Source organism: Robertkochia aurantiaca (assembly GCF_020166495.1).
GTDB lineage: Bacteria > Bacteroidota > Bacteroidia > Flavobacteriales > Flavobacteriaceae > Robertkochia > Robertkochia aurantiaca.
Window position 1 is genome coordinate 611,023 of sequence record NZ_JAINZS010000004.1, and the last position, 18,026, is coordinate 629,048.

At 45.4% G+C, this 18,026-nt stretch carries 14 protein-coding genes; 6 read left to right on the plus strand and 8 right to left on the minus strand.

The genetic code is table 11. From position 1 onward, the window contains the following. Positions 1-70 precede the first annotated feature (70 nt). From K7R10_RS08570 to K7R10_RS08585, 4 genes are all read left to right on the plus strand, one after another. Positions 71-2,923 carry a WD40/YVTN/BNR-like repeat-containing protein gene (locus tag K7R10_RS08570; RefSeq protein WP_224484267.1) on the plus strand — a complete coding sequence of 951 codons (2,853 nt, stop codon included), beginning with the start codon at positions 71-73 and terminating at the stop codon, positions 2,921-2,923. Between the two features lie 193 nt (positions 2,924-3,116). Beyond that, a complete protein-coding gene (locus K7R10_RS08575) occupies positions 3,117-3,776 on the plus strand; it encodes a succinate dehydrogenase cytochrome b subunit (protein ID WP_224484268.1) in 660 nt (219 codons plus the stop codon). Positions 3,777-3,787: 11 nt separating this feature from the next. Continuing rightward, complete coding sequence (locus tag K7R10_RS08580; protein WP_224484269.1) at positions 3,788-5,791, plus strand: fumarate reductase/succinate dehydrogenase flavoprotein subunit; 2,004 nt, start codon at positions 3,788-3,790, stop codon at positions 5,789-5,791. Positions 5,792-5,860: 69 nt separating this feature from the next. Next, positions 5,861-6,607, plus strand: coding sequence for a succinate dehydrogenase/fumarate reductase iron-sulfur subunit (locus K7R10_RS08585; RefSeq protein ID WP_224484270.1), 747 nt, complete (start codon positions 5,861-5,863; stop codon positions 6,605-6,607). 50 nt (positions 6,608-6,657) lie between these two features. On the opposite strand, the gene K7R10_RS08590 is transcribed toward K7R10_RS08585, so the two are convergent. Both K7R10_RS08590 and K7R10_RS08595 read right to left on the minus strand, forming a co-directional pair. Beyond that, entirely contained in the window at positions 6,658-7,191 is a 534-nt protein-coding gene (locus K7R10_RS08590) for a GNAT family N-acetyltransferase (protein ID WP_224484271.1), read from the minus strand. Continuing rightward, positions 7,175-8,344 (minus strand): serine hydrolase domain-containing protein, encoded by a 1,170-nt coding sequence (locus tag K7R10_RS08595; RefSeq protein WP_224484272.1) that lies wholly within the window; start codon positions 8,342-8,344, stop codon positions 7,175-7,177. Before K7R10_RS08595 ends, K7R10_RS08590 begins: the two co-directional genes overlap by 17 nt. Before the next feature lie 136 nt (positions 8,345-8,480). Between K7R10_RS08595 and K7R10_RS08600 the strand changes: the two genes are divergently transcribed. Further along, on the plus strand, positions 8,481-9,092 hold the full coding sequence (locus tag K7R10_RS08600; RefSeq protein ID WP_224484273.1) for a DinB family protein: 612 nt from the start codon (positions 8,481-8,483) through the stop codon (positions 9,090-9,092). Positions 9,093-9,841: 749 nt separating this feature from the next. On the opposite strand, the gene K7R10_RS08605 is transcribed toward K7R10_RS08600, so the two are convergent. The 6 genes from K7R10_RS08605 to trhO form a co-directional block, all read right to left on the minus strand. Then, entirely contained in the window at positions 9,842-10,498 is a 657-nt protein-coding gene (locus K7R10_RS08605) for a CoA transferase subunit B (RefSeq protein ID WP_224484274.1), read from the minus strand. After that, positions 10,495-11,199 carry a CoA transferase subunit A gene (locus K7R10_RS08610; protein WP_224484275.1) on the minus strand — a complete coding sequence of 235 codons (705 nt, stop codon included), beginning with the start codon at positions 11,197-11,199 and terminating at the stop codon, positions 10,495-10,497. The genes K7R10_RS08605 and K7R10_RS08610 overlap by 4 nt, the downstream gene beginning before the upstream one ends. 151 nt (positions 11,200-11,350) lie before the next feature. Further along, on the minus strand, positions 11,351-13,690 hold the full coding sequence (locus K7R10_RS08615) for a penicillin-binding protein 1A (RefSeq protein ID WP_224484276.1): 2,340 nt from the start codon (positions 13,688-13,690) through the stop codon (positions 11,351-11,353). Positions 13,691-13,693: 3 nt separating this feature from the next. Then, positions 13,694-14,176 (minus strand): gliding motility lipoprotein GldH, encoded by a 483-nt coding sequence (locus tag K7R10_RS08620; protein WP_224484277.1) that lies wholly within the window; start codon positions 14,174-14,176, stop codon positions 13,694-13,696. Beyond that, positions 14,169-15,377, minus strand: coding sequence for a PSP1 domain-containing protein (locus K7R10_RS08625; RefSeq protein WP_224484327.1), 1,209 nt, complete (start codon positions 15,375-15,377; stop codon positions 14,169-14,171). Before K7R10_RS08625 ends, K7R10_RS08620 begins: the two co-directional genes overlap by 8 nt. A 123-nt stretch (positions 15,378-15,500) precedes the next feature. Continuing rightward, positions 15,501-16,532 (minus strand): oxygen-dependent tRNA uridine(34) hydroxylase TrhO, encoded by a 1,032-nt coding sequence (gene trhO, locus K7R10_RS08630; RefSeq protein ID WP_224484278.1) that lies wholly within the window; start codon positions 16,530-16,532, stop codon positions 15,501-15,503. 425 nt (positions 16,533-16,957) lie between these two features. On the opposite strand from trhO, the gene recA reads away from it, so the two are divergent. Then, positions 16,958-17,965 (plus strand): recombinase RecA, encoded by a 1,008-nt coding sequence (recA, locus tag K7R10_RS08635; protein WP_224484279.1) that lies wholly within the window; start codon positions 16,958-16,960, stop codon positions 17,963-17,965. Positions 17,966-18,026: the final 61 nt, after the last annotated feature.

Sequence of the window (18,026 nt, forward strand, 5' to 3'; positions counted from 1 at the left end):
TAAACTTCATTTAAATGTTTTGACACTATTTTAACATATGGTATTTTCCGAAGCAAATACCTATCTAATTATGAAATCAATATCCCTGACCTTCGGGTTTTTCATGTGCGCATTAATTGCCTACGCACAACCTGAACCCACCTCTCCCGGGACGATCACCCAGGCTCTCGAGAAAAAAGAACAAATGGAGAACGAATCCCTGATACGGGATCTGCCTGCCCGCAATGCCGGACCCACTATAATGAGTGGCCGGGTGGTAGACCTGGCTGTCAACCCCGATAATCCAATAGAGTTTTATGTGGCCTATGCCTCCGGAGGTCTTTGGTACACCAATAACAACGGAATCAGTTTTGAGCCGGTGATGGACAAAGCCCCTACTCTCATAATCGGAGATATCGATGTGAACTGGGAAACCGGTGACATCTGGGTCGGAACCGGAGAAAATAATGCCTCCCGTTCATCATACAGCGGTGCCGGTATCTTCAGATCATCTGATCATGGGGAAAGCTGGGAATACAAAGGTCTACCCGACTCCCATCATATCGGGCGTATTCTGATCAACCCGGAAAACCCTTCAGAAGTGATTGCAGGGGTTACCGGACACCTGTATTCAGTTAACGAGCACCGGGGAATCTATAAAACCACCGATGGCGGAGAAACCTGGGAAAAAACCCTTCACATAAATGACAGCACCGGGATCATTGACCTGGTGATGGAGCCCGGAAATTTTGAAACCCTCTATGCCACAGCCTGGGAAAAAGACCGTAAGGCGTGGAACTTCAAAGGGAGCGGAGCCGCTTCAGGGATCTATAAAAGCACCGATGGAGGCGACACCTGGACGCGGATTTCAGATGAGAACAGCGGATTTCCGACCGGAGACGGGGTAGGCCGTATCGGGCTGGCCGTTTTTGATCAAAACACCATATATGCAGTACATGACAGCCAGTTCCACCGGGAAAAAGAAGAAGATAAAGAATCTTTTGCCGAAGATGGTTTGAAAAAGGAAGATTTCAAAGACATGACGGAAGAGAGATTCCTTGAACTGGACAATAAAAAACTAAATGATTTTCTGAAGACCAATGGCTTCCAGGAAAAATATCGGGCCGAAAATGTAAAACAACTGGTTCGCAGCGGATCGGTCAAGCCGGCAGACCTGGCAAAATATCTGGAAGACGCCAATGCCATGTTATTCGATACGCCGGTGATCGGAGCTGAGGTCTATAAAAGTACCGACGGCGGAGAAACCTGGCAAAAAACTCATGAAGGCTATATCGACGACCTTTTTTACAGCTATGGTTACTACTTTGCTCAAATCGCCGTAGACCCAAGAAACGCTGACAAACTTTATGTTGGTGGTGTTCCTATCATACGCTCAGATGACGGAGGTAAAACCTGGAAATCGATCAATGGCGAAAACGTACATTCAGACCATCATGCCATCTGGATAAATCCAAACCGCACCGGCCATATCATAAACGGAAATGATGGTGGGGTCAACATCAGCTACGACGATGGAGAAACATGGTCCAAGCACAATTCGAATTCGGTAGGTCAGTTCTATGCCGTGAATATCGACCATCAGAAACCTTATAATATTTACGGAGGCCTGCAAGACAACGGCGTTTGGAAAGGACCCCATAATGCCAGAGAATCTGACGCATGGCACGGTGAAGGTGAATACCCGTGGAAACGTATCATGGGAGGCGACGGTATGCAGGTACAGATCGATTCCAGAAATCCTGATATCGTTTACACAGGATTTCAGTTTGGTAATTATTACAGACTTGACCTGGCGAACGGGAAACAAACCTATATTCAGCCAAAACACGAACTGGGAGAATCTCCCTACCGCTTTAACTGGCAGACACCTATCCTGCTATCTCCCCACAACCAGGATATTTTGTATCTCGGTGGTAACAAATTAATGCGCTCGATGAATCAGGGCGATGACTGGACTGCCATCTCACCCGATCTGACCAAAGGGGGACGACCCGGAAATGTGGCCTACGGGACCATCACCAGCATCAGTGAATCACCTTTCGACTTCGGTCACATCTATGTGGGCACTGATGACGGTCTCCTGCATGTGACAAGGAATTCGGGGGGTGACTGGAAAGACATATCAGAATCTTTCCCGGAAGATCTTTGGGTAAGCCGGGTGATCGCTTCAGAACATGATAAAGAAAGGGTTTACGCAACGCTCAACGGATACCGATGGGATGACTTCACACCTTATGTTTACCGCAGTGACGATGGCGGAAATACCTGGAAAAATATCGGCAGCAACCTGCCCCAATCTCCCGTAAATGTCATCAAAGAAGATCCGCACAATGAAGAGCTGCTTTACCTCGGTACCGATAACGGTTTGTATGTGTCGCTGAACGGAGGTGATAGCTGGGTTCCCCATGTAAAAGACCTGCCTTATGTAGCGGTTCACGATCTGGTTGTTCAACCCGAGGCACTGGATCTTATTGTGGGTACCCACGGCCGCAGCGTATATGTGATCGATATTGCACCCCTGAGCGGGTTCAATGAAGAAGTACGCGAAAAAGAGCTACACCTGTATGCCCCTGAAAAAATAAGGCATTCTTCAAGATGGGGTGCTTCCTGGAGCAGCTGGATGGAACCGTACGAGCCGGAGATTCATTTTGATATCTACAGCCGCAGCGAAGGAGCTGCCACCATCACCATCGTTCATGAAAGCGGAGTTGAAGCTGCAAGTCTGAAAGAAAATCTGACTAAAGGCTTTAACAAGATCAGCTACGATCTGACCATTGATGAAAAGGCATCGAAGGCACTGAACAAAAAGAGTGTTGAGACAACCACCTCATCCAATAAAAAGATCTACCTGCCAAAAGGCTCGTATACCGTAACCGTTAGCCGCAACGGAAAGCAGGATCAGCAAACACTGGTACTGGAGTAAAAAACACTGGTTTAACAGAATTTAACACCTCTTGTTTAAGAATTACCGCTCAATTACATCGTTTGAGGGGTCCTGATTAAACAAGAGGTGTTTATATTTTAAATTCATTCTAAATTCCCTTTAAAAGCAGAGTCAAAGTTTGTTAAACAATAGGCTGTACAGTATTTTTGTGTGTCTTAAATAAAAAAAACTAATGAGCGGATTATTAAAATCTTCGATTGCCAGGAAAGTGGCTATGGCTTTATCTGGTCTTTTTCTTATAATTTTTCTTATACAACATTTCACCATCAATTTCACATCGGTCATAAGCGCTGACCTTTTTAACGAATTCTCCCACTTTATGGGAACCAACTTTGTAGTGCAGGCGCTTTTGCAACCCGTTCTGATATTTGGTGTTATCTTTCATTTTGTGATGGGCTTTATGCTGGAGATCAAAAACCGTCAGGCCCGGGGCGTGAAATACGTTCAATTCAACGGTTCAGCCAATTCCAGCTGGGCTTCAAGAAACATGATCATAAGCGGTGCTGTGGTTCTGGCCTTTCTGGCCCTGCACTTTTACGATTTCTGGGTGCCTGAAATGCTCTACAAATATGTAGAAGCCAATCCCGAAGATCCTTCCCGTTATTATGCTGAACTGGTGCATAAATTTGAAAGCCCCGTGCGAACCGGCATCTACGCCCTGGCATTCGTTCTTCTGGCCTTTCACCTCTGGCATGGATTCAGCTCTGCCTTTCAGACGATGGGAGTAAACAACAAGTATACTCCTTTCATCAAAAAATTCGGCTATACCTATGCCGTTGTGATTCCTGCCGGATTCATCTTCATCGCCCTGTTTCACTATTTTAATCATTAAAGAAAAAAATTATGTCAGTTCTAGAATCACATATTCCTGAAGGCCCTCTGGCCGAAAAATGGACCAATCATAAAAACGACATCAACCTGGTAAACCCGGCGAATAAACGTAACATCGATGTGATCGTTGTGGGAACGGGACTGGCAGGCGGATCAGCAGCAGCTACCCTTGCAGAACTCGGTTACAACGTTAAGACCTTTTGCTACCAGGATTCACCCCGCAGAGCGCACTCTATTGCAGCCCAGGGAGGGATCAACGCCGCCAAGAACTATCAGGGTGACGGAGATTCGGTTTACAGACTGTTTTACGATACAGTAAAAGGAGGCGATTACCGCTCAAGAGAGGCGAATGTTTACCGACTGGCTGAAGTTTCAGCCAATATCATTGACCAGTGCGTGGCGCAGGGAGTACCCTTCGCCCGTGAATACGGCGGATTGCTGGATAACCGTTCGTTTGGTGGTGTGCTCGTTTCAAGAACTTTTTACGCAAAAGGGCAGACCGGACAGCAATTGTTACTGGGAGCTTATGCTGCCATGAACCGCCAGATAAACAGAGGAAAGATCACTCCTTTCAACCGTCATGAAATGCTCGACCTGGTAGTGGTAGACGGAAAAGCAAGAGGAATTATCGCCAGAAACCTGGTGACAGGTGAGATCGAAAGACATTCTGCTCACGCAGTGGTAATAGCTTCAGGAGGCTATGGAAACGTATTCTTCCTATCGACCAATGCCATGGGAAGCAACGTAACCGCTGCCTGGAAAATTCATAAAAAAGGCGCTTTTTTCGCCAACCCATGCTTTACCCAGATTCACCCGACCTGTATTCCGGTATCGGGGGATCATCAGTCAAAACTGACCCTGATGTCTGAGTCTTTGAGAAATGACGGACGCATCTGGGTTCCGAAGAAAAAAGAAGATGCTGAGGCGATCAGACAAGGGAAACTCAAACCTACCGAACTGTCTGAAGAAGATCGTGATTACTACCTTGAGCGCAGGTACCCTTCATTCGGTAACCTGGTACCAAGAGACGTGGCTTCAAGAGCTGCCAAAGAGCGATGTGATGCGGGTTACGGCGTGAACAAGACCGGAGAAGCGGTCTTCCTTGACTTCGAATCTGCGATCATGCGTTACGGCAGGGAAAAAGCCGTTTCATCAGGAAACCCCGACGCCAGCGATGCCGAGATCAGAAGACTGGGAGAAGAAATCATCGAATCAAAATACGGAAACCTTTTCCAGATGTATGAAAAGATCGTTGATGAAAATCCGTATAAAACACCTATGAAAATATATCCTGCCGTTCACTATACCATGGGCGGTGTATGGGTTGATTATAACCTGATGACCACCATTCCCGGATGTTACGCGGCGGGAGAGGCAAACTTCTCAGACCATGGTGCCAACAGGCTTGGAGCCTCGGCATTGATGCAGGGACTTGCAGATGGTTATTTCGTACTTCCTTATACCATCGGTGATTACCTGGCAAAGGATATCAGAACGGGCGAGATCTCTACCGATCTTCCTGAATTTGAAGAGGCCGAAAAGAACGTAAGAGATCAGATCGACCGACTGGTAAACAATAACGGAAAGCATTCCGTTGACTATTACCACAAGAAACTCGGGAAGATTATGTGGAACAAATGCGGTATGGCCAGAAACGCTGAAGGCCTTAAGGAGGCTATCGAAGAGATCAAAGCTCTTCGTGATGACTTCTACGCAAATGTAAAAGTTCCGGGAGAAGGGAACAGCAAGAACACAGAACTGGAGAAAGCCATGCGTGTGGCAGACTTCCTTGAACTGGGCGAACTCTTCGCTAAAGACGCACTTCACCGAAACGAATCGTGTGGAGGGCATTTCCGTGAAGAATACCAGACGGAAGAAGGAGAAGCCCTTCGTGACGACGAGAATTTCAAGTACGTAGCCGCCTGGGAATACAAAGGAGAACCCAGTGAAGCCGTATTGCACAAAGAGCAACTCGAGTACAACAATATCGAATTAAAAACAAGAAGCTATAAGTAACAAACCAAATACAGGAATAGCATTTGGTTGAACTATCCCGGATCACCGGGGCTTTAAAACAAAAAAGATATGAACTTAAAACTCAAAATATGGCGTCAGAAAGATGCCAATACCAAAGGAAAAATGGTTGATTACCAGATCAGCGATGTTTCTCCCGACATGTCTTTTCTCGAAATGCTCGATGTCTTGAACGAAGAGCTTATCGAAAAGGGAGAAGATCCGGTCGAATTTGACCACGACTGTCGTGAAGGAATCTGCGGCTCGTGTTCCCTTCAGATCAACGGGGAACCACATGGCCCGGATCGCGGTATCACAACCTGCCAGCTGCATATGCGCATGTTCAAAGATGGCGATACCATAACGATAGAGCCTTTCAGAGCAAAAGCATTCCCGGTAATTCGTGACCTGATCGTAGACCGTTCTTCTTTCGATCGTATTCAACAGGCCGGGGGATATATTTCAGTGAACACCTCCGGAAACACTATTGATGCCAATGCCATCCCCGTGAACAAGCACGATGCCGATAAGGCTTTCGACGCAGCGACCTGTATCGGTTGCGGAGCTTGTGTGGCAGCTTGTAAAAACGCAAGCGCCATGTTGTTTACCTCGGCTAAGGTTTCACAATTCGCCCTGCTTCCGCAAGGTCGGGTTGAAGCCACTCAGCGTGTTTTGAACATGGTGAAGCAAATGGATCTTGAAGGATTCGGAAACTGCACCAATACGGGTGCCTGCGAGATAGAATGTCCGAAAGGAATCTCTCTGGAGAATATCGCAAGAATGAACAGTGAATACCTCAGCGCTAGTCTGGAAGGATAAGAATAGAAACTCTATATAACACAAAAGGCCCTTTCGGGGCCTTTTTTTATTCAGCGAATCTTAAACCGCATAATCCAGTCGGTCTGAATATCTGTACCTATGGCGTAGGGATGTTCGCCCGTCTTTTTGAATCCATACCTCTTATATAGTTCGATAGCACGTGTGTTGTGCTCCCAAACCCCCAGCCATAAATAGTCCAATCCTCTCTCCCAGGCCATTTGCACCACCCTGTCAAGTAGTTTGGTTCCATAGCCAAGGCCCTGAAAAGCCCCGATAACATAAATACGTTCCAGTTCCAGGGCATCTGTTTCCTCCAGATCACTCTGTGCGCCCGGCATATTGATCTTAAAATAACCGATACGTTCGGCTCCGGCATAACAAAAATAAAACTCACTGCCCCGGGTATTTAATTCAGACTTCAGCCTTTCCATGCTAAAGGCCTCCTTCATATATCGTTCGAAATCTTCAGGGATATTTTGTTTCTCAAAGGCCTCTCTGAAGGTATCCGAAGAGAAACGCTGCAACACCTCAAGATCTTCTTCGCCGCAACGCTCAATAATAAGCGGTTTAATCTTCGATGGCATCGTATACAAGATCAATAAATTCATCTATTTGAGAAGGTTCCAGCCAGCGGGTTACCACTACTAGCTTCCTTTCCTGGTCTACTATAACGAAATTTCCGCCGAAACCAGCAGCATAAAAAACCTTATCGCCTGCCTTCTTCCATTTACGGTCACTGTTGAGCCACCACATGAAACCATAATCTTCCTTAGCCTTTGAAGGAGTGGTCGCCATTTCGATATACGAGGGGTCGATGAGTTGCTGATCAATCCACTTCCCGTTATTCATAAACAACAAACCGAAACGGGCATGATCTGCCGTGTTTATGAAGATCCCGCCACCCGAATGGCCGCCGCCGGTAACAGATTTCATCTGTAAGCCGTCTACAACGGTCCATGCCTGATCATAACCAAACCATCGCCAGGTTGCACTGGCGCCAATGGGATCCATTATGCTTTCCTTAAGCACCATAGGCAGGGGCTTTCTTAAAACCTGCAACAGGGAATAGGCCAGAAGATTCACCCGAACGTCATTATATTCAAAAAAACTACCCGGTTCCCGCAATTCACGGGCCCTCCAATCATCGATAGCGCCATCCCGTGGCGGACGATCGGCCCAGTCATGACCTCCCCATAAAGTTCCGTACCAGTCAGAAGACTGGTTCAAAAGATATCTCCAGGTAATCTTACTGTTATGCTCGCCATCAAAACTTCCGTCCCAGAGATATTCTGAAACAGGATCATCTACCGAACGAATTGCTCCGGTTTGAAGTGCGATTGCAGCCACCGTAGACAAATAGCTCTTGGTGACGCTGAAAGTCATTTCTACGCGTTCGGTATCGCCCCAGGAGGTTACCAAATAGCCATTCTTCAAAACCATCCCGGCCGGACCACCTCTTTTCTTTACCGGCCCCATAATTTTGTGATAGGGTTCCCGTTCGAAACCCTTTAATATGGCAATCCTAAGGTCTCTGGAACCCGAATACTCATTTTTAAGGGCATATTCGACGGCTTTCTCCAGCCTGGATTTATTAAACCCGGCTTTCGAGACATCTATCTTTTCCCAGTCAGCATTTCTTTCAGGGAAATAAAGATCACTTTGAGCGTGAAGATCAACAGTTATGGTTCCTAACAGACCGAGGAAAATGAAAAGTATACGAAGCATTCTGAATTGCATAGGTTTAGTTTTAAGTAAAAATAACGATTCATAATGAGTGACCGAACACCTTAGAGAAAATACGGGATTACTTGTCTGATTATTAGCTCTTTATATGCTCTTTTTCAGTATCTTAGAAGAAATAAACAAAAGTAAAATGAAAACAATCACACATTACCTGCTTGCATTTCTTATGATAAGCACCTCCATGTTTGCTCAAAATGGAGACGGTATCAGCAGAGACGATAAGAAAAGGGCTGTTAATTCACTGGAAAAAGCCAAAGAAGAAACTCTTGATTTGGTAGAAGGCTTATCAAAAGAACAACTGAGCTTCAAACCTTCAGAAGACTCCTGGTCTATTGCCGAGTGTGTAGAACACCTTGCTATTACTGAGGAAATGATGCTCGATATGATAGCCAAAACCCTGGAGCAGGAAGGAGATCCTGCTAAAAAAGCACAGATCAAAGATGATAAAGACATCTACGGTATGATCACCGATCGGTCTCAGAAGGTAAAAACTTCAGAGCCCATGGAGCCATCGAACAAATACGGTTCATTTAAGGATACAAGAAAGGCCTTTGCCAAGAACCGTTCGGCTACGGTGAAATACCTCGAGAAAACCGATGCGAACCTCAGAAATCATTTCCAGGATATGCCTTTCGGTCCTGTAGACGCTTATCAGCTATTTCTTTTCGATGCCGGTCATAACATACGCCATAACGAACAGATAAAAGAGATTATGGCGCACTCAGAATATCCCGCCAAATAACATCAGAAAGATTAATAAATTAAAAAGGAGACACGAACCGCAGTCAGTGTCTCCTTTTTTTAATGGCTAGTCAACTTTTGGGGCAATGCTTAATGGGGCTTAAAGCATAAATAGTTTTCTAGCGACCTGTGACAAGTTTTTTAACAGTTCGACCATGTCGTTTACATTCTCTACGAATCCTTTGACAAATGATCTTTTTGGGGCCTCGTCACGGCTGTAGGTTAATTCAAATTCACTCATAGTCATAAGCAGTCATTCAGTATTCAAGATTAAAGGCGAAATAAATATAACACAGCTTTTTCAAGTCACCACATAATTGTTGTGAAGCCTACAATTCTTGTGGTCAGGCTATTATCACCCATAAATTATGAACGATTCAGTTCAGGTATCAACCTTTCTCAAATCTAGAATATTTTTTGAATCATACGTTAATCTGTATCATTTTTTCGATGAAATGCACTTTTGAGTATAAAATATTGTAAACAGACGCTTATCTCCTTACGTATAACCTTATGCCTGGCCACGGTTTCACTGTAGCGGGAAGGCAGACTGCATGAGTCATGCAATACGCTCACCGCTGTTCAGGGGCCTTTATACCGACGGTAAGGCTCACCCATAGCAAACCACCGGATCGCTACTGCAAAAGCATACCTCAGCAGCACGAAACTCGAGAAGGGTCTCAACATACAGTTGACACAAAAAAATAAGGCAGAAACCTGCCTTATTCGATCTGAGATATGTTAGTACGATTATAATTTCATTTCCGGTACCTCATCAGGAATGACCAGTCTCCCGGCTGTAGCCTCTTTGATTTCTTCAACACTGACCCCGGGGGCTCGTTCCAAAAGAAGAAAACCTTTATCGGTCACCTCAAGCACGGCAAGGTTGGTCACAATCTTTTTAACGCACCTGACTCCGGTCAGGGGAAGGGTACATTCTGTTAGCAGCTTTGATTCTCCCGCTTTATTGGTATGCATCATCGCCACGATAATATTTTCGGCCGAGGCCACCAGATCCATGGCACCTCCCATACCCTTTACCATTTTTCCAGGTATCTTCCAGTTTGCGATATCGCCATTATCGGCTACCTCCATGGCTCCCAGTATGGTCAGATCAACATGTTGCCCCCTGATCATGCCAAAACTAAGTGCAGAATCGAAAAAGGAGGCTCCCGGAAGTGTGGTGATGGTTTGCTTACCCGCATTGATCACATCGGGATCTGCTTCCCCCTCTAAAGGAAAGGGACCCATACCCAGCACGCCGTTCTCACTTTGAAATTCGACAGAGATATCGTCACGCACAAAATTAGCTACCAGGGTGGGTATTCCGATTCCCAGGTTTACGTAATACCCGTCTTTAACTTCTTTGGCAATACGCTGTGCTATTTGTTCTTTGCTAAGGCTCATGATGTGGCTTTTCTTACGGTTAACTTTTCGATTCTCTTCTCATAACGCTCTCCCTGGAAAATTCTTTGCACAAAAATTCCCGGAATGTGAATCCGGTTCGGATCCAGCGTACCTGCCGGAACCAATTCTTCAACCTCTACCACGGTGGTTCTGGCTGCACCGCACATATTCGGATTAAAATTTCGGGCGGTTCCCTTAAAAATTATATTCCCTGCCTCATCCCCCTTCCAGGCTTTTATAAATGCAAAGTCGGCATCAAAAGCATGCTCCAGTATATGCATCTTTCCGTTAAACATACGGCTTTCCTTCCCCTCTCCTACTTCGGTTCCATAACCGGCAGGAGTAAAGAAAGCAGGAATACCTGCCTGGGCTGCCCGGCATCTTTCCGCCAGGGTACCCTGTGGCATGAGCTCCACCTCCAGTTCCCCGCTGAGCATTTGCCTTTCAAACTCATCGTTCTCTCCCACATAGGAGGAAATCATTTTTTTTATCTGGTGTTTCTGTAAGAGCAGTCCGAGTCCGAAATCATCTACCCCCGCGTTGTTTGAAATACAGGTAAGGTCTTTAACTCCAAGTCTTACCAGCTCTGCAATACTGTTCTCGGGAATACCGCAAAGGCCAAAACCTCCCAGCATGAAGGTCATTCCGTTTTGAACACCCTTCAGGGCATCCTGTACAGAATCTACTTTTTTTGAAATCATCTATTTCTAATCTTTTTTAAGTTGGATGGGAATATATTTTTCATATTCGCAAAACAGAAGCCGAAAATTACGAATATTTCACCAAAACGAAGAAAAGGCGGCATCCCTTTTTCAAGAGAAGAACCGCCTTTTCATAAATCTTGATCTGAGATCAGAAGTCGATCTCTACCGGTTTTTCTTTTTTGACTTTTATACTGTCCTGTTCTTCCCCGGGCTTTTCACAATCTACCCGTATGGTCAGGTCTTCAGGCGCCTCGAAATCTTCTGCAGACACTCCGAGATCTTCGTTTTCATAACATTTTCTCATATAGAGCGCCCATATAGGCAGCGCCATACTGGCCCCTTGCCCGTAGGTAATGCTTGCAAAATGGGTTGCGCGGTCTTCACCACCTACCCATACTCCTGTGACCAGGTTGGGCACCATTCCCATAAACCAGCCGTCACTTTGATTCTGGGTGGTTCCGGTCTTTCCGGCGATGGGGTTTTCAAACTGATAGGGGTAACCCGTTATGATCTCTTTATATTCCGTACGATCTGCTGCCCAGTTATGACGTAGTCGCATACCCGATCCTGCCTCGGTAACTCCCTTCATCAGGTTTACAGCCGTATAGGCGATCTCAGGACTTAAAACATCTCTTGTTTCAGGAACATATTCATAGAGAACGGTCCCGTGCTTGTCTTCAATTCTGGTGATCATCACCGGTTTTACATATACACCCTGATTTGCAAAAGTACCGTAGGCGCCAACCATTTCATATACCGACATATCAGGTGTTCCCAGGGCGATGGAAGGAACGGCCAGCAGATCAGACTCAACTCCCATTTTCTTGATCAGGTTCACTACCGGTTGTGGGCCTACCATATCCATCAGTCTCGCTGTGATAGAGTTTACCGAATTAGCCAGAGCATTCTTAAGGGTTTTATATTCTCCCGAATAGTCATCATCTGAATTTTCAGGACACCAGGGTTCCATATTGCCGTATTTCCCGGCCTCAATACAGGTGAGTATGTCAGGCAGGGAGTCACAGGGAGAAAGGTGTAACTGATCGATGGCCGCGGTATAAACGAAAGGCTTAAAGGTAGAACCTGCCTGTCTTTTCGCCTGCTTTACCTGGTCGTATTTAAAATGCCTGTAATCGACACCGCCCACCCATGCTTTCACATGACCGGTCTGAGGCTCCATAGACATCATACCCGAGCGCAAATAGTACTTGTAGTACCTCATTGAGTCTAACGGAGTCATGACCGTATCTTTTGAACCTTCCCAGGTAAACACCTCCATGGGTACTTTCTCATGAAAAGAAGCTTCGATCTCTTCATCAGATTTTTTCAGGTCATATTTCATATGTCTCCATCTCTCCGAACGCCTCATGGATCGCATCAAAAGCGTATCGATCTGACCTTTTCTCAAATCCTGGAAGGGTGCGGTAGGATTTCGCTTTTTGGTATTTTGTACAAAGAATTCAGCCTGCAGTCGCTTCATATGTTCATTGGTAGCTTCCTCTGCATACTGTTGCATACGCGAATCGATGGTGGTAAAGATCTTCAGACCGTCCAGATAAATATTGTATTTATCGCCATCAGGCTTACGGTTTTTCTCATCATTGGTCCAGTCTTTCAGCCAATCTCTCAGGTACTCCCTGAAGTAAGTTGCAATTCCCTGACTGTGTGTCTCAGGATGATAATCGATCTCAAGAGGCATGCTGCTCAATGAGTCCAGTTCTTCTTCAGAAATAAAATCGTTCCGGTACATTTGTCCCAGAACAACATTTCTCCGGTTGGTCACCCCTTCGACATTGCGGCGAGGGTTATAGAGAGATGAATTCTTGAACATCCCCACCAGCATGGCCGACTCTTCGATGGTCAGTTCTCCCGGTTCCTTTCCGAAATAAATTCTTGCCGCAGAACGTATCCCGTCTGCATTATTGTTAAAATCATAGATGTTGAAATACATCGCTATGATCTCTTCTTTGGTATATTGTTTTTCCAGCCTGACTGCAATGATCCATTCCTTGATCTTCTGTGTTACCCGTTCGATCTTGTTTGATGATACCTGTTGGGTGAACAACTGCTTGGCCAGCTGTTGAGAGATGGTACTCGCCCCTCCTCTGGTTCCAAGAAACACGGCGGCTCTCAGGGTTCCCCAGGCATCGATACCTGAATGATCAAAATAACGCTCATCTTCGGTTGCGATCAGGGCATTTACCAGGTGGTCAGGCAGATCGTCGTAAGGCACGGGAGTTCGGTTATCGCTCAGATAATATTTTCCCAGGGTTTTCCCGTCTGATGATATCACCTCTGAAGCGAGATTGGTCTGCGGGTTTTCGAGGATCTCAAAAGTGGGTAAGGGCCCGAATACCCCCCATGAAGCCAGAAGGAATATAAGCACCACTGCCAATACACCTGTAGCGAACAGTCGCCAGAACCATTTTATATAGGGCTTGAATCCCGTTGCTGCCGGTTTTTTCTTTTTAGATTTTTTTGCTGTCATGTATTAATCTCCTTTACGCTCTATAGCAATACCTACGTCAGTAATCCCCTTCAGGGACGTCACGCCATCAACATTTCCATTCTTTCTCATTGCTTGCTCAATACTTATGCCATATTCTCCCGTATCGGGAAATACCACCGCTTCTTTGTACCACAACTTATTTTCCTTTACCGAAGAAAAGCCTTTCCCCAGCCATTCGCCGTCAGGTCGGGCCATTTCATATTCCAGGGTGTCGGCCACGATCTTTCCGTCGGGAAAGTTAAGATTGACGATAAGGTATAAGTTGCTGTAACGGTATTTTTCATCATTGCGAAGATTGATGAAAAGGTCGTATTGACGGGTGGTATCAGGTGCCTTAAAGTTAAAGGTCACCGGCTCTTCACGATTCCAGCCGTTATCTATTCTCTTGTAGTCGCTGTAAACGAGGTCAGAATCACAGGACATCAGAACTAGACCCGTAAGGATCAACATAAGGGTTTTAGCCATTTTTTGGTCTTCTCCTTTTTTGTTTTGGTTTATGCCTTCGGTTTTGATTTTGGCTTTGGTTCTTGCTACTCTTCTTGTTGTTATTGTTGCTCTTGCGTCGTTTTTTCGGACGATCAAATCTCGTAAGACTGTCCTGACCTACAACGTTTTCAAACTCCTTTTTATTATTTTTTTCCTCAACCTCAGCACTGAACTCTTCCAGGCTTGCAACCTTCTTTTTCTTCTTGTTATCGCTGATGATCGACTTTACCTGATCAAGGGTCAGCAGGTGCCACTTCGCCCACTCACCGTCATAAGCATACCATAGCAGACGCTGAAAGATATCGATCTTCTGACAGACCGCTTCGCCCTTCTCGGTCTGAAGCCTTACGTCCTGGTTGGGAAACTCCTTAAGGGCATCCAGATAGGCATCCAGTTCGTAATTCAGACAACATTTGAGTTTTCCGCATTGCCCCGCCAGTTTCTGGGGGTTCAAAGAAAGCTGCTGGTATCTTGCAGAGGCTGTGCTAACCGACCTGAAATCGGTAAGCCAGGTGGAACAACAAAGTTCCCTTCCGCAGGAACCGATACCTCCCAGGCGGGAAGCTTCCTGCCTGTAACCGATCTGTCGCATTTCGATACGAACATTAAATGAACGCGCCATATCTTTGATCAGTTGCCTGAAGTCAACCCGTTCTTCGGCTGTGTAATAAAACGTCGCCTTGGAGCCGTCTCCCTGAAATTCCACATCTGAGATCTTCATCTGCAACTTCAGTCCGAGAGCCAGCTCACGGGAACGTTTTTGCACATCGGCCTCCCGGTCGCGGGCCTTTTGCCAGATATCTATGTCTTTTTGTGAAGCCTTGCGGTATACCTTCGGCAGATCTTCGGCATTGGGATCCACCCCTTTTTTCTTCATCTGAACCTTGACCAGTTCCCCTACAAGGGTAACGATTCCCACATCATGGCCCGGGGAGGCTTCGGTAGCCACCACATCACCAATTGAAAGGGTCAGGTTATCTTTATTTCGGAAAAATTCTTTCCTGCTGTTCTTAAATCTTACCTCCACACAGTCAAAAGCCTGCTGACCGGAAGGAAGTGTCATATTAGACAGCCAGTCAAAAACAGTAAGCTTGTTACAACCATCACTCCCGCAAGTTCCATTGTTCTTACATCCACGTGGTTGCCCTCCCTTACCGGTTGAACAACTGCTACATCCCATAATATAATATCTTGTACCGGCAAGTCCCTTAAATTCAGGCACTCCGGTTTCAATTCATAATAAATTTACTTCCTCGTAAAGATAGTATTATTTCCGAACAACCGAAACGAAGGTTTAAATGTCTCAGCGCTTGTATTTAAGCACTTCTGAGCGACCTTTTTTAAAGATGAGATTGCTCTTTGTCTTCCCTCTTCTCAGGCTTTTTTGCTCTTCATAAGGCAAGGAAGCGATGTGCTGACATTCTTCAGAACAACACTGGTCCATTTTCTCTGCACATTCCTCACACTGAATAAAAAGAAGGTGACAGGCCTCATTGGCACAATTCACATGAGTATCACAAGGTTTGCCGCACTGATGACAGTTTGCGATCACATCTTCTGAAATGCGCTCTGCCCGTCTTTGATCAAAAACGAAATTCTTGCCTATAAACTTATTCTCAAGATTTTTTTCCTGTACCTGCCGGAAGTAATTTATAATACCACCTTCAAGCTGATAGACATTTTTAAAGCCCCTGTGCTTATAATAGGCACTGGCTTTTTCACAACGGATACCTCCGGTACAATACATCACCAGATTCTTGTCTTCCTTATGTTCCTTCAGATCTTCTTCAATGATCGGAAGGGAATCTCTGAAGGTATCGACATCAGGAGTGACGGCATTTTTGAAATGCCCGATCTCGCTTTCATAATGATTGCGCATATCGACCAGAACGGTGTTCGGATCTTCGATGAGCCTGTTAAAATGTTCCGCATCGAGGTGTACTCCCTTGTTGGTAACATCGAAGGTGTCGTCTTCCAGTCCGTCGGCAACGATCTTATCCCGCACCTTTACCTTGAGTTTGAGAAAAGAGAAATTGTCCTGCTCTATCGCAATATTCAATCTCACATTTTCCAGAAAGCTTATACTGTCGAGATGCGTTTTGAATTTTTCGAAATTTTCAGAAGGAACCGACAGCTGGGCATTGATGCCCTCATGAGCTACATAGATCCTGCCCAGCACCTCGAGCTCATCCCAGGTGACGAATAAATGATTTCTGAAAATTTCAGGGTTTTTAATGTGCGCGTATTTATAGAAAGAGATGGTAAGGCGGTCTTTGCCGGCACGTTCGATCAGTTCAGCTCTTTCCTCTGCGCTTAATGTATTGTACAGTTGCATGCTATACCAATATTTTAAGTTCAAGAAAATTTGTGCAAAAATAGGTTTTTTTAATCAACCGCAATAACGGTTGCCTTTATAACCTTAAAAATGAGGAAGAAAGAGGGCGGTTATCTGGAATAGCCCTAAATACAAAAAGAGCTCCTGTAGGGAACTCTTTTCGCAGCTAATTCGTTGTTAATAATTTTAATTTATGTCATCATTGCTTATCGATTAACAACGAACTTAGCCTCCATCAAGCTTGCCAATACAACATATTACTATGGAGAATAACGAATTGATCAATAAGAGTTTTCTTGAAAATTTCATCTAATTCGTTTGATTCTACCTGTATGATGCGGAGAGTCTAAAAAGGTTGCGTATTAAATTGATTGCTTTGAAATAATTGGTATTTTAGCGAAAATCAAACTAGCGAAAAGACACAGATGAGTTCTGAAAAAGAAGCCAAATTAAAAGCCTTAAAACTCACCCTTGACAAACTCGATAAGACCTACGGAAAGGGTGCTGTAATGAAAATGGGTGACAGTGTTGTTGAAGATGTGGATGTCATCCCTACCGGATCGATCGGTCTGGATATCGCGATGGGTGTGGGAGGATACCCTAAAGGAAGAGTGGTAGAGATCTACGGGCCCGAATCATCAGGTAAAACAACCCTGACACTGCATGCCATAGCAGAAGCACAGAAAGCCGGTGGAATAGCCGCCTTTATTGATGCTGAACATGCCTTTGACCGCTTTTATGCTGAAAAACTCGGAGTAGATATCGACAACCTGATCATTTCTCAGCCCGATCACGGTGAACAGGCCCTTGAGATCGCCGATAACCTGATACGCTCAGGAGCGATAGATATCGTTATTGTTGACTCGGTGGCTGCATTGACACCAAAGAGTGAGATCGAAGGAGAAATGGGTGACTCAAAAATGGGACTACACGCCCGTTTGATGTCACAGGCACTCAGAAAACTGACCGCCAGTATCAGCAAAACGAAATGTACGGTTATCTTCATCAACCAGCTAAGGGAAAAGATAGGTGTGATGTTCGGAAATCCTGAAACAACTACCGGTGGTAACGCCCTTAAATTCTACGCTTCGGTAAGACTGGATATTCGCAGATCTACTCAGATCAAAGATACCAGCGGAGATGTTTCCGGAAATAAGACCCGCGTGAAAGTAGTAAAGAACAAGGTAGCTCCTCCCTTTAAATCGGCCGAATTCGACATCATGTATGGAGAAGGAATCTCACGGGTAGGAGAAATATTAGACCTCGGAGTCGATTTTGACATCATTAAAAAGAGCGGCTCCTGGTTTAGCTATGGAGACACCAAACTCGGACAAGGTCGCGATGCGGTGAAAGCCCTGCTCAAAGACAACCCGGAACTTCTGGAAGAACTGGAAGAAAAGATAAAAGAGGCGATAAAGGCCCTTCAAAACTAAAAGAAATCTTCCCGAAGCCCCGCTTCGGGATTTTTTTTACGCAACCTTTTGCCCCGATTCG